At 71.7% G+C, this 12,235-nt stretch carries 11 protein-coding genes and 1 riboswitch; of the genes, 8 read left to right on the forward strand and 3 right to left on the reverse strand.

Features of this window, described 5'->3' with window-relative positions; translation table 11 throughout:
- Nucleotides 1-113: 113 nt before the first annotated feature.
- From tsf to ACGFRG_RS17950, 8 genes are all read left to right on the forward strand, one after another.
- Entirely contained in the window at nt 114-950 is an 837-nt protein-coding gene (tsf, locus tag ACGFRG_RS17915) for a translation elongation factor Ts (RefSeq protein ID WP_361420229.1), read from the forward strand.
- Nucleotides 951-1,119: 169 nt separating this feature from the next.
- Nucleotides 1,120-1,899, forward strand: coding sequence for a UMP kinase (gene pyrH / locus ACGFRG_RS17920; RefSeq protein ID WP_188275318.1), 780 nt, complete (start codon nt 1,120-1,122; stop codon nt 1,897-1,899).
- Between the two features lie 117 nt (nt 1,900-2,016).
- Entirely contained in the window at nt 2,017-2,574 is a 558-nt protein-coding gene (gene frr / locus ACGFRG_RS17925) for a ribosome recycling factor (RefSeq protein ID WP_030758692.1), read from the forward strand.
- Nucleotides 2,574-3,695 carry a phosphatidate cytidylyltransferase gene (locus tag ACGFRG_RS17930; protein WP_361420225.1) on the forward strand — a complete coding sequence of 374 codons (1,122 nt, stop codon included), beginning with the start codon at nt 2,574-2,576 and terminating at the stop codon, nt 3,693-3,695. Before frr ends, ACGFRG_RS17930 begins: the two co-directional genes overlap by 1 nt.
- A 165-nt stretch (nt 3,696-3,860) precedes the next feature.
- The gene (rlmN, locus tag ACGFRG_RS17935) at nt 3,861-4,976 is read left to right on the forward strand and encodes a 23S rRNA (adenine(2503)-C(2))-methyltransferase RlmN (protein WP_361420222.1); all 1,116 of its coding nucleotides are present in this window, start codon (nt 3,861-3,863) and stop codon (nt 4,974-4,976) included.
- Between the two features lie 19 nt (nt 4,977-4,995).
- Nucleotides 4,996-5,105: riboswitch (TPP riboswitch) on the forward strand.
- A gap of 83 nt (nt 5,106-5,188) precedes the next feature.
- Nucleotides 5,189-6,286 carry a thiamine ABC transporter substrate binding subunit gene (locus ACGFRG_RS17940; RefSeq protein ID WP_393264856.1) on the forward strand — a complete coding sequence of 366 codons (1,098 nt, stop codon included), beginning with the start codon at nt 5,189-5,191 and terminating at the stop codon, nt 6,284-6,286.
- Nucleotides 6,287-6,339: 53 nt separating this feature from the next.
- Nucleotides 6,340-7,950 carry an iron ABC transporter permease gene (locus ACGFRG_RS17945; RefSeq protein WP_361420216.1) on the forward strand — a complete coding sequence of 537 codons (1,611 nt, stop codon included), beginning with the start codon at nt 6,340-6,342 and terminating at the stop codon, nt 7,948-7,950.
- Entirely contained in the window at nt 7,950-8,963 is a 1,014-nt protein-coding gene (locus tag ACGFRG_RS17950) for an ABC transporter ATP-binding protein (protein ID WP_361420213.1), read from the forward strand. The genes ACGFRG_RS17945 and ACGFRG_RS17950 overlap by 1 nt, the downstream gene beginning before the upstream one ends.
- A 149-nt stretch (nt 8,964-9,112) precedes the next feature.
- On the opposite strand, the gene ACGFRG_RS17955 is transcribed toward ACGFRG_RS17950, so the two are convergent.
- The 3 genes from ACGFRG_RS17955 to ACGFRG_RS17965 all read right to left on the reverse strand — a co-directional run bounded on the left by ACGFRG_RS17955 (nt 9,113) and on the right by ACGFRG_RS17965 (nt 12,097).
- On the reverse strand, nt 9,113-10,030 hold the full coding sequence (locus tag ACGFRG_RS17955; protein ID WP_361420209.1) for a hypothetical protein: 918 nt from the start codon (nt 10,028-10,030) through the stop codon (nt 9,113-9,115).
- 187 nt (nt 10,031-10,217) lie between these two features.
- Nucleotides 10,218-11,369, reverse strand: a complete 1,152-nt coding sequence (locus tag ACGFRG_RS17960) for a hypothetical protein (protein WP_361420206.1) — start codon at nt 11,367-11,369, stop codon at nt 10,218-10,220.
- Complete coding sequence (locus tag ACGFRG_RS17965; protein ID WP_393264860.1) at nt 11,351-12,097, reverse strand: ABC transporter ATP-binding protein; 747 nt, start codon at nt 12,095-12,097, stop codon at nt 11,351-11,353. The genes ACGFRG_RS17960 and ACGFRG_RS17965 overlap by 19 nt, the downstream gene beginning before the upstream one ends.
- Nucleotides 12,098-12,235: the final 138 nt, after the last annotated feature.

Here is a 12,235-nt window from a genome sequence, read left to right on the forward strand (position 1 = left end):
GGTCCACGCTTCGGCGGTGACGGCGGGGGCACACGCTGTGCCCCCGCCGTCACCCCGTAGCCCCGTAGATCTTTCAGACTTCGAGTCAGACTTCGAGAGAGAAACACAGACTCATGGCGAACTACACCGCCGCTGACGTCAAGAAGCTCCGCGAGCTCACCGGCGCCGGCATGATGGACTGCAAGAAGGCGCTGGACGAGGCCGAGGGCAACGTCGACAAGGCCGTCGAGGCGCTGCGCATCAAGGGCCAGAAGGGCGTCGCCAAGCGCGAGGGCCGTTCCGCCGAGAACGGTGCCGTGGTCTCGCTGCTCGCCGAGGACAACACCTCCGGTGTCCTCCTCGAGCTGAAGTGCGAGACGGACTTCGTCGCCAAGGGCGACAAGTTCCAGGCCACCGCCGCCGCCCTCGCCGCGCACGTCGCCGCGACCTCCCCGGCCGACCTGGAGGCGCTGCTCGCCTCCGAGATCGAGGCCGGCAAGACCGTCCAGGCGTACGTCGACGAGGCCAACGCCAACCTCGGCGAGAAGATCGTCCTGGACCGCTTCGCGCAGTACGCCGACGGTTTCGTCTTCGCGTACATGCACCGCACCATGCCCGACCTGCCGCCGCAGATCGGTGTCCTGGTCGAGCTGGACAAGGCCGACGCGGACGTCGCCAAGGGCATCGCCCAGCACATCGCCGCCTTCGCGCCGAAGTGGCTGTCCCGTGAGGACGTCCCGGCCGAGGTCGTCGAGACCGAGCGTCGTGTCGCCGAGGAGACCACGCGCGCCGAGGGCAAGCCCGAGGCCGCCCTCCCGAAGATCGTCGAGGGTCGCGTCAACGGCTTCTTCAAGGACGCCACCCTCCTGGGCCAGCCGTACGCGCTGGACAACAAGAAGTCGGTCCAGAAGGTTCTGGACGAGGCCGGTGTCACCCTGAAGCGCTTCACGCGCATCAAGGTCGGCATCTGAGTCCGTCCAGCGATCGACGGAAGACCCGGCTGGGACCAGCTAGGGTCTGAGGCAGTCGTCGGCCGCGCTCGCGACGGACGACCGCAGATCTGACGAGGAGGCCATTGCCGCTCAGGGACACAGCACCCACCGGCAATGGCCTTCTTCGTATGTGTACGAGGAGATCCCCATGAATCAGGGCGCGGACGCCGCCACCCAGGCTGACCACAAGCGCGACGACGGCAAGGTCACCGGACGCTTCATGCTGAAGCTCTCCGGTGAGGCGTTCGCCGGCGGAGGGGGTCTCGGTGTGGACCCCGACGTCGTGCACGCGATCGCCCGCGAGATCGCCGCGGTCGTACGGGACGGCGCGCAGATCGCCGTCGTCATCGGCGGCGGAAACTTCTTCCGCGGCGCAGAGCTGCAGCAGCGCGGCATGGACCGGGCCCGCTCCGACTACATGGGCATGCTCGGCACCGTCATGAACTGCCTCGCCCTCCAGGACTTCCTGGAGAAGGAGGGCATCGACTCCCGGGTCCAGACCGCCATCACGATGGGCCAGGTCGCGGAGCCGTACATCCCGCTGCGCGCCGTGCGCCACCTGGAGAAGGGGCGCGTCGTCATCTTCGGCGCGGGCATGGGCATGCCGTACTTCTCCACCGACACCACCGCCGCACAGCGCGCCCTGGAGATCGACGCCGAGGCCATGCTGATGGGCAAGAACGGCGTGGACGGGGTCTACGACTCCGACCCGCGGGTCAACCCGGACGCCGTGAAGTTCGACGCGCTGGAGTACGGCGAGGTCATCACCCGCGACCTGAAGGTGGCGGACATGACCGCCATCACGCTGTGCCGCGACAACAACCTCCCCATCCTCGTCTTCGAACTGCTCGCCGAGGGCAATATCGCGCGTGCGGTCAAGGGTGAGAAGATCGGCACTCTCGTGAGCGACCAGGGCACCCGGGCCTGACCGGGGGATGGACAATCCCCTGACGGTCGGACACCGTGCAGGGAAAGACGCGGGTTTACGCAGGGCCATGAGCTCGCTGAGAACTCCCGGCCCACTCAAGACATGCAGGAGCAAGTGGTGATCGAAGAAATCCTCCTCGAGGCCGAGGAGAAGATGGAGAAGGCCGTCGTGGTCGCCAAGGAGGACTTCGCCGCGATCCGCACCGGGCGTGCGCACCCGGCGATGTTCAACAAGATCGTGGCGGACTACTACGGCGCGCTGACGCCGATCAACCAGCTGGCCTCGTTCTCGGTGCCGGAGCCGCGCATGGCGGTGGTGACCCCGTTCGACAAGAGCGCGCTGCGCAACATCGAGCAGGCGATCCGCGACTCGGACCTCGGCGTCAACCCGAGCAACGACGGCAGCATCATCCGGGTGAACTTCCCGGAGCTGACCGAGGAGCGCCGCCGCGACTACATCAAGGTCGCGCGCACCAAGGCCGAGGACTCCAAGGTCTCGATCCGCTCCGTGCGCCGCAAGGCCAAGGACGCCCTCGACAAGCTCGTCAAGGACAAGGAGTCCGGCGAGGACGAGGTCCGCCGTGCGGAGAAGGAGCTCGACGACACCACCGCGAAGTACGTCGCGCAGGTGGACGAGCTCCTCAAGCACAAGGAAGCCGAGCTGCTAGAGGTCTGATGAACGACTCTTCCTGGGGGGCTCCGCCGACCCCTGAGCACTGGGGGCCGTCCGACCAGGGGCCTTCCCGGGAGGTGGCTTCGGCGGGTCCTGCCTACGATGCGTATGACGCCCCGTCCCGGACGCAGCCCATGCCCATCGTGCCCGACGCGGGGCCGGCCGCCGAAGGCCGCGAAGCACGTGACCGGGGGACCGCTCGGCTGAGCGGGCCCCTGTTCCGCGAAGAGACGCCGCAGGAGCCCATGCCCAGCTCGGTACCACCTTCGACTCCGCAGCAGCCGCAGCGGCCCGCGCAGCCGGAGAAGAAGCGGGCCGGACGTGATCTGCGGGCCGCGATAGGGGTCGGCGTCGGGCTCGGCGCGGTCATCCTGGCCTCGCTGTTCGTGGTCAAGGCAGTCTTCGTCGGTGTGATCGCGCTGGCGGTCGTCGTCGGGCTGTGGGAGCTCACCTCCCGGCTCGACGAGCGCAAGGGCATCAAGGCCCCGCTGGTGCCGCTCGCGGTCGGCGGTGCGGCGATGGTCGTCGCCGGTTACGCGCGCGGTGCCGAGGGCGCCTGGGTCGCGATGGCGCTGACCGCGCTCGCGGTGCTGGTGTGGCGGATGACGGAGAAGCCCGAGGGCTATCTCAAGGACGTCACGGCGGGCGTCTTCGCGGCGTTCTACGTGCCGTTCCTGGCCACGTTCGTCGCGATGATGCTGACCGCCGACGACGGGCCGTGGCGGGTGTTCGTCTTCCTGCTGCTGACCGTGGTCAGCGACACGGGCGCGTACGCGATCGGCTGGCGGTTCGGCAAGACCAAGCTGGCGCCGCGCATCAGCCCCGGCAAGACCCGCGAGGGCCTGGTCGGCGCGGTGACGTTCGCGATGGCGGCGGGCGCGCTGTGCATGCAGTTCCTCATCGACGACGGCCAGTGGTGGCAGGGCCTGCTCCTGGGTCTCGCGGTCGCGGCCAGCGCCACGCTCGGCGACCTCGGGGAGTCGATGATCAAGCGGGATCTCGGCATCAAGGACATGGGCACGCTGCTGCCCGGCCACGGCGGCATCATGGACCGCCTGGACTCCCTGCTGCCGACGGCACCGGTGGTGTGGCTGCTGCTGGTCGTCTTCGTCGGCGGCGGCTGAGCCGCCCCGGTACTCTGGAGGGGCGCGCCGTATGACGGCGCGCCCCTTTTCCGCCCCGCACACCGCGGGGGTGATCCTGTGAGGTCTCCCGGCTCCGGCAGCGTCCTGCCGCCCGCTGTGCATCAGCGGAGGTCGCCGACCTCGTCGTACTGAGGAGTACCGCTCATGGCCCCCCGCCCCGCTCCGGGAGAACTGACTTTCGTGGCCCCCCGCGGAGCGAAGCGGCCGCCGCGGCACCTCGCCGACCTCTCGCCCGCCGAGCGCAAGGAAGCCGTCGCCGCGATCGGCGAGAAGCCGTTCCGTGCCAAGCAGCTCTCGCAGCACTACTTCGCGCGGTACGCGCACGACCCGGCCCAGTGGACCGACATCCCGGCGGGCGCGCGCGCCAAGCTCCAGGAGGAGCTGCTGCCGGACCTGATGTCGGTGGTGCGGCACATCTCGTGCGACGACGACACCACCCGTAAGACGCTGTGGCGGCTGCACGACGGGACGCTGGTGGAGTCGGTGCTCATGCGCTACCCGGACCGGGTCACCATGTGCATCTCCTCGCAGGCGGGCTGCGGCATGAACTGCCCGTTCTGCGCGACCGGCCAGGCGGGCCTGGACCGCAACCTGTCGACCGCCGAGATCGTGCACCAGATCGTCGACGGCATGCGCGCCCTGCGCGACGGCGAGGTCCCCGGCGGACCGGCGCGCCTGTCGAACATCGTCTTCATGGGCATGGGCGAGCCGCTCGCCAACTACAAGCGGGTCGTCGGCGCCATCCGCCGCCTCACCGACCCGGAGCCCGACGGCCTGGGCCTGTCCCAGCGCGGCATCACCGTCTCCACCGTCGGCCTGGTCCCCGCGATGCTGCGCTTCGCCGACGAGGGCTTCAAGTGCCGCCTCGCCGTGTCGCTGCACGCCCCGGACGACGAGCTGCGCGACACGCTGGTGCCGGTCAACACCCGCTGGAAGGTCCGCGAGGTCCTGGACGCGGCCTGGGAGTACGCGGAGAAGTCGGGCCGCCGCATCTCCATCGAGTACGCGCTGATCCGCGACATCAACGACCAGGCCTGGCGGGGTGACCTGCTCGGCCGCCTCCTCAAGGGCAAGCGGGTGCACGTCAACCTGATCCCGCTGAACCCGACGCCCGGCTCCAAGTGGACCGCCTCGCGGCCCGAGGACGAGAAGGCGTTCGTCGAGGCGATCGCCGCCCACGGCGTGCCGGTGACCGTCCGCGACACCCGTGGCCAGGAGATCGACGGAGCGTGCGGCCAGCTCGCCGCGTCCGAGAGGTAGTCTGGGCTCGAAAATCTGCATATTCCGACAGGGGAGCGCCACAGCGCTGAGAGTGCGACACCGTCAGGTCGCAGACCCTCTGAACCTTGCCCAGGTCATTCTGGGTAGGAAGTTCGGTCATCACTCAAGCTGTTGCGCCCTGCCCACCGGCCGCCCGTCCGGGCCCGGTGGGCAGGGCCGCGTCTCTTCCTGGTCATGTCCAGGAGGAAGAAATGAGCAGTACCAAGAAGCTGGCGGCCGCCTCGCTCGCCGCCGCCCTCGGCGTCAGCACGCTCGCCGCGTGCGGCGGCAAGTCCGACAGCGGCTCGAAGTCCGACGGCGGGACCAGGTCCAAGACGGTGACGCTGGTCAGCCACGACTCGTTCGCCGCCTCCGACGCCGTGCTCAAGGAGTTCACGGCGCAGACCGGCTACACGGTCAAGGTCCTCAAGAGCGGCGACGCGGGCGCCGCCCTCAACCAGGAGATCCTCACCAAGGGCTCGCCGCGCGGCGACGTCTTCTTCGGCGTGGACAACACCCTGCTCTCGCGCGCCCTCGACCACGGGATCTTCACGCCGTACCAGGCCAAGGGCCTGGACCGGGTGGCCGCCGACGCCCAGCTCGACAAGGACAAGCACCGGGTCACGCCCATCGACACCGGTGAGATCTGCGTCAACTACGACAAGAAGTACTTCGCGGACAAGAAGCTGACCCCGCCGAGCTCCTTCGACGACCTGATCAAGCCCGAGTACAAGAACCTGCTGGTCACGGAGAACGTCGCCACCTCCTCGCCCGGCCTCGGCTTCCTCCTCGGCAGCGTCGCCAAGTACGGGGACGACGGCTGGCAGGACTACTGGAAGAAGCTGAAGGCCAACGGCGTCAAGGTCGACGACGGCTGGGAGCAGGCCTACAACCAGGACTTCTCCGGCTCGGCCGGCGGAAAGAAGGCCAAGGCGGAGCGGCCGCTGGTCGTCAGCTACGCCTCCAGCCCGCCCGCCGAGGTCGTGTTCGCCAAGCCGCAGCGCACCGAGGCCCCCACCGCCGTCGCCACCGGCACCTGCTTCCGCCAGACCGAGTTCGCGGGCCTGCTCAAGGGCGCCAAGAACGAGGCCGGCGGCAAGGCGCTCCTCGACTTCCTGATCACCAAGAAGTTCCAGGAGGACATGCCGCTGAACATGTTCGTGAACCCGGTGGTCAAGGACGCGGCGCTGCCCGAGGCCTTCACCAAGTTCGGCGCCGCCTCCACCGAGAAGCACGACGTGGCCCCCGACAAGATCTCCAAGAACCGTGAGCAGTGGGTCAAGACGTGGTCCTCGCTCGTGCTGAAGTAGTACGCGCCCCACGCGCGAAGAGGGCGCGGGCGAACGCGGTGCGGCTGGGTCTGATGGCCCTGCCGCTCGCGTTCTTCGCGCTCTTCTTCGCCTGGCCCGTCGCCGCCATCGTGGGGCGCGGGCTGCGGGTGGACGGCGTCTGGCAGTTCGGCCGGATCGGCGAGGTGGTCACCGAGCCGGACATCGGGCACGTCCTGTGGTTCACCACCTGGCAGGCGCTCGCCTCCACCGCCCTCACCCTGCTGATCGCGCTGCCCGCCGCCTATGTCTTCGCGCGCCTCGACTTCCCCGGGCGCCAGCTGCTGCGGGCGGTGGTGACCGTCCCCTTCGTGCTGCCGACCGTGGTCGTCGGCACCGCGTTCCTGGCGCTGCTCGGCCGGGGCGGACTGCTCGACGAGCTGTGGGGCGTGCGCCTGGACACGACGGTGTGGGCGATCCTGCTGGCGCACGTCTTCTTCAACTACGCCGTCGTCGTGCGCACGGTCGGCGGCCTGTGGGCGCAGCTCGACCCGCGTCAGGAGGAGGCCGCCCGTGTGCTCGGCGCCTCCCGCTTCGCCGCCTGGCGCCAGGTCACACTGCCCGCGCTCGCGCCCGCCGTGTCGGCGGCCGCCCTGATGGTCTTCCTCTTCACCTTCACCTCGTTCGGCGTCGTCCAGATCCTCGGCGGCCCGACCTTCTCGACCCTCGAAGTCGAGATCTACCGCCAGACCGCCGAACTGCTTGACCTGCCGACGGCGGCGGTGCTCACGCTCGTCCAGTTCGCGGCGGTCGGCGCGATCCTCGCCGTGCACGCGCGCACGGTGCGGCGCCGCGAGAGCACGCTGAAGCTGGTGGACCCGGCGCAGACGGCCCGGCGCCCGCGCGGCGCCGGACAGTGGACGCTGCTCGCCTCGGTCCTCGCGGTCATCGCCCTGCTGATCCTGCTGCCGCTCGGCGTCCTGGTCACCCGCTCCCTGGACACCCCCGACGGCTACGGCTTCGGCTACTACCGCTCCCTCCAGTCGGTGGGCAGCGGCGGCACCTTCCTGGTGCCGCCGCTCGAAGCCGTCTGGAACTCCGTGCAGTACGCGCTCGCCGCCACCGCCATCGCGGTCGTCGTCGGGGGCCTCGCGGCCGCGGCCCTGGCGCGGCGCGGCGGACGCCTGGTGCGCGGTTTCGACGCGCTGCTGATGCTGCCGCTCGGGGTGTCGGCGGTGACCGTCGGCTTCGGCTTCCTGATCACCCTGGACAAGCCGCCGCTCGATCTGCGCACCTCCTGGATCCTGGTGCCGCTGGCGCAGGCACTGGTCGGCGTGCCGTTCGTCGTACGGACCATGCTTCCCGTACTGCGGGCGGTGGACGGGCGGCTGCGCGAGGCGGCGGCCGTGCTCGGCGCCTCCCCGCTGCGCGCCTGGCGCGAGGTGGATCTGCCGCTGGTGCGGCGGGCGCTGCTGATCGCGGCGGGGTTCGCGTTCGCCGTCTCGCTCGGCGAGTTCGGCGCGACGGTCTTCATCGCGCGCCCCGACCGGCCGACCCTGCCGGTCGCGGTTGCGCGCCTGCTCGGCCGGGCCGGAGACCTCAACTACGGCCAGGCGATGGCCCTGAGCACGATTTTGATGGTGGTGTGCGCGGTGGCCCTGCTGGCCCTCGAACGCCTACGTACGGACCGGACCGGAGAGTTCTGATGCTGAAGCTGGACGGGGTGACGGTCCGGTTCGGCGAGCGGGCGGCGCTCGACGCGGTGGACCTGGAGGTCGCCGACCACGAGACGGTGTGCGTGCTCGGCCCCAGCGGCAGCGGCAAGTCGACGCTGCTGCGGGTCGTGGCCGGGCTCCAGCCGGTGGACGGCGGCCGGGTGCTGCTCGGGGGCGCCGACCAGAGCGGTGTGCCGGTGCACCGGCGGGGCGTGGGCCTGATGTTCCAGGACCACCAGCTGTTCCCGCAGCGGGACGTGGCCGCAAACGTGGCGTTCGGCCTGCGCATGCGCCGGGTCGGGCGCGCTGAACAGGCGCGGCGGGTCGCGGAGTTGCTGGACCTGGTCGGGCTGCCCGGGGCCGGGCGGCGGGCGGTGGCCGCGCTGTCGGGCGGCGAGCAGCAGCGGGTGGCGCTGGCGCGGGCACTGGCGCCCGAGCCGCGGCTGCTGATGCTGGACGAGCCGCTCGGCCAGCTGGACCGTACGCTGCGGGAACGTCTCGTCGTAGAACTCCGTTCCCTGTTCGGGCAGTTGGGTACGACCGTGCTCGCGGTCACGCACGACCAGGGCGAGGCGTTCGCGCTCGCCGACCGGGTCGTGGTGATGCGCGAGGGCCGTATCGCCCAGACCGGCACGCCGCTGGAGCTCTGGCGGCGGCCCGCGTCCGAATTCGTGGCGCGCTTCCTCGGCTTCGAGAACGTGGTGGCGGCGACGGTGTCGGGGCGGGTGGCGCGCACGGAATGGGGCGAGGTCCCGGTCCCCGTCGGCTCCCCGCAGGGCGAGGCCCGCCTCCTGGTCCGCCCGGCGGGCGTGCGGGTCGCCTCGGACGGGCTGCGGTGCGAGGTGCTGGCGCGTACGTTCCGGGGCAACCACGTGGCGATACGGCTGCGGCCGGAGGCCGGGGCGGTACTGGAGGCGGAGTGCCCGCTGCGGGAGGCGCCGGAGGTGGGGGACCGGGTGGGGGTGTCGTTCCTGGCGGACGAGGTGGTGGTGTTGCGGGGGTAGGTCCCGCCCCGCGGCAGGGGGTGGGCCCCGCCTCGCGAGGCCGGGTCGGGGCTGTGTCGGGGCAGGTCCCGCCTCGCGAGACCGTGTCGGGGCCTTGCCCGGGGCAGGTCCCGCCCCGGCGCCACCGCTTTGGGGCCGAGCCCCCGGTGCTATCCCACCCGTTCCGGCACCGGGACCGGTGCCGATGTGTCCGGCTCCGCCCCGTGCGCCCCCTCCGAGCCGAACCAGGCCACCGCCACCGCGCCCGCAACCGCCAGGACGAAGCCCAGGACGGCCATCCAGGCGAAGCCCGCGCGGGAGGCGTCGCCCAGCCACAGGACGCCTATCGCGCCCGGGAGAACCGTTTCGCCGACCACCAGTGCCGCCGTCGCGCCGTTGACCGAGCCGATCTGGAGGGCGACCGTGTGCAGATACATGCCGCCGCACCCGGCGATCAGGATCGCGTAGAGGGCCGGGTCGGCCAGGAGTTTGCCGAGGTCGAAGGGGTCGACGCCGTTCAGGACGCGTACGCCCACGCCCAGCGCGCCGAAGCCGAGCCCGGACAGCAGACCCGCCAGGATCGCGGCGCGCGCGCCGAGCAGGCGTACCGCCACCGCGCCGCCCGCCATCAGCACCACCGACACCACCAGCAGCCACCAGTGCGTGGCGAGGGGGGTATGACCGCTGCCCTCCGCGCCCGCCGCCGTCGCCAGGAGCACCAGCGCCGAGCACACCACGGCTATCGAGCCCCACTCGGCGCGGCTCAGCCTGATCCCGAGCAGCTTCACGCTCAGGACCGCCGTGATCACCAGGTTCGCGCTGATGACGGTCTGGGAGAGGAAGAGGGGGAGCAGGCGGGCCGCCAGGGCGCCGAGCGCGAAGCCCACGAAGTCCAAAGCCGTGCCCACCATGAACTCCCACGTCATCGCCGCCTTCGCGGTCGACGACAGGCTGGGGCCGCCGTGCTGGGTGCGGGCCGTCGCCGCCGCCTCGCGGCGCGCGGACTTGCGGGACCCGACGGCTTGCAGGACCGAGCCCGTGCCGTAACAGATCGAGGCCGCGATCGCGGTCAGTAGGCCGATCAGCACCAAAAGCTCCGTTCCAAGGGGTTACGTCCTGCTCACCAGGCAGACGTCACCCGTGCGCCGGACGTTGCCTTGAGATCGTCTTGGTGATCCAGGCGTTATACGGGCGCGATGGGACGCGGGTGCGTGCGGTTACGCGCCCAGCCGCGTCAGCGCGTCCGGCGCCTCGTCCGCAAGCCCGTAAGCGCCCTCACCCCGTCAGCGGCAGCGCCGCCAGTTCCGCGATTCCCCAGGTCAGGGGGGCGAACACGGTCAGGATCGCGGCCGCTCGCAGGGCCGCCGACGCGCGCAGTACCTTCGCCGGGGTGCCCAGGCGCAGCATCGCCGCCGTGGTCTCGCCGCGGGCGTGCTTGGACTCCAGGGCGGCGGTCAGCAGGGTCGCCACCGTGCAGCTGGTGACCAGGGCCGCGCCCAGGCCCGTCAGCGGGCCGAACGGATGCGGCCCGGCCTCGTCCCCGTACAGCACCGACGCGGCGATCATCGCGGACGCCACCGCGCACACCACGCCCAGCGGACGTCCGATCCGGCGGGCCTCCGCCATCAGGACGCGGCCCGCGAGCAGCCGCGCGGCTCCCGGGCGCGCGCACTGCAGCAGGCGGCCGCACAGATGGGTGAGGGCCGGGCCCGCCACCGCCAGGCCGAACGCCGTGAGGAGCCAGCCGACCAGTACCCCGGCCGGGCTGGAGTCGGGGTGGCCGGGCAGCGGGATGGCCGAGCTCGGGGTGCCACGGCCCGCCCAGCTCTCGACCGCGAGGCCCGCCGTGATCAGGGTGATCCCCCAGGGCAGGCCGAGCGGTACGGTGCTCGCGCGGCGCTCGTCCCGGCTCTTCGCGGTGCTCTCCTTGCGCGTGCGCAGCGCCAGACCGGCGGCCGCCGACGCGGTCACCGGCAGGATCGCGAGCAGGGTGAGGGCCGCGGCGGGCGGCAGCGGCCGGTCCGCTTCGAGCAGCCCGGCGGCTGCTCCGTCGAAGGGCAGCCCGGTGATGTCGCCGCGCAGATGGAGGTAGGCGCCGAGCGCCACGGTGGAGCCGAGCGTGCAGGACACGGCCGTCGACGCGGCCGCGATCGCGGCCAGTTTCCCGGGGCCGAGGCCGACCGCCGACAGGCCGGTGCGCGGGCGCGTACTGGGGTCCGTGCGGGCCACCGCGACGGCGAAGTACACGGTCGCGGCGAGCGGCACCGCGCACCACAGCAGCCGCAGCAGCGAACCACCAGGGTGGGCGACCGCGTAACCCAGGGTGCACAGGAACAGGAAGCCGACCCCCGCCGACGCCGCGGCCACCAGCAGACGGCGCAGCAGGACCAGCGGATGGCTGCCGCGGGCTAGACGGAGAGCGAGCACGCGGCGCGGCCCTCCGCGTCGGGGGCGCCGGTGACCCCGGCCGCGGTGACCCGGCGGCCGTCCAGGAGCCACACCGTGCGGTCGGCGAGCGCCGCGACGTCCGGGTCGTGGGTGGCCAGGACCGTGGTGATGGCGTGCGAGCGCGCGGCCGCCGTCAGGGTGCGCAGCACCTGGGCCCGGTCGGCGCGGTGCAGCGTCGCGGTCGGCTCGTCGGCGAACAGCACCGCCGGTGAGGTGACCAGCGCGCGGGCGATCGCCACGCGCTGGCGCTGCGCGGTGAGCAGGGCGTACGGGCGCTTACGGGCGCACGCCCCGATGTCGAGGCGTTCCAGCCACTCCAGCGCGGCCTTCTTCGCGGTGCGGTGCGAGATGCCGCGCAGCAGCAGCGGCAGGGCGGCGTTCTCCCACGCCTTGAGCTCCGGTACCAGCGCGGGTTCCGGGTCGATCCAGCCGAACCGGTCGCGGCGCAGCCGTTCGCGGGCGAGCGCGCCGAGGGTGTGGACGGGTGCGCTGTTGAACCACACCTCGCCCTCGGTGGGGACGATCTGGCCCGACAGGGCGCGCAGCAGGGTGGTCTTGCCGCTGCCGCGCGGGCCGCCGACGGCCAGGATCTCGCCCTCGCGGATCCCGATGGAAACCCCGGTCAGGGCGGGCGAGCCGCCGTGGGAGTGGTGCAGGGATCGTCCCCAGAGCACATCGTTGTCCGGCGGGGCCACCATGGCGTACACCTCGGTTCAGATCAGATTTCCTCGTTCCCCCGTACGGGGGAACGAAGGCAGGGCCGATCGGTCACTGGGCACCGTAGGGACTCAGGGAGCACGGGGGCGCACAGCACGCGGCCCGGTCGCGCCATCTCACTCGGATGG

Origin of the sequence: Streptomyces sp. NPDC048696 (assembly GCF_043198895.1) — a bacterium.
Lineage (GTDB): Bacteria > Actinomycetota > Actinomycetes > Streptomycetales > Streptomycetaceae > Streptomyces.